We start from the raw sequence: 498 nt of genomic DNA on the forward strand, positions 1-498 counted from the left end.
CGCGAGTCGCAGTCTCGCGGTGGCTCCCGTTATATTCATGACACCCTGCGCCCGGGACAGCCATTGATAATCTCTGCCCCGCGCAACCACTTTCCGCTGCACGAGGGCGGCCATGTGGTGCTTCTCGCCGCCGGGATCGGCATTACGCCGCTGCTGGCGATGGCCCACGCCCGGGCGGCGTCCGGCGCCAGCTTTACGCTGCACTATTACGTTAGCCGTGCGCAGGAGGCCGCCTTCGCCACCGAGATCGCCCGCCAGCTAACGGGTGGAATCTGCCAGATCCACTGCTCAGACGAGGGGCAGAGTCCGCGCCAGCGGCTGGCGCAGGATCTGGGGGCTCCGGACGCCGACACCCGGGTCTACTTCTGCGGTCCGCCCGGATTTATGGCCCGGGTTCGCGATACCGCGCGGGCGGTCGGATGGGAGGAGGCGCAATTGCACAGCGAAGCGTTCCAGCCGCCCGCCCCCCCGGGGGGGGCGGGGGGGGGGGGGGGGGGG

The 498-nt window shown here is 70.3% G+C and carries 1 pseudogene; it reads left to right on the forward strand.

From position 1 onward, the window contains the following. Positions 1-498: pseudogene (hpxE, locus tag HMPREF9538_RS12655) on the forward strand (molybdenum cofactor-independent xanthine hydroxylase subunit HpxE); the annotation flags it as partial.

This window comes from Klebsiella sp. MS 92-3, assembly GCF_000195655.1.
GTDB classification, from domain to species: Bacteria; Pseudomonadota; Gammaproteobacteria; order Enterobacterales; family Enterobacteriaceae; genus Klebsiella; species Klebsiella pneumoniae.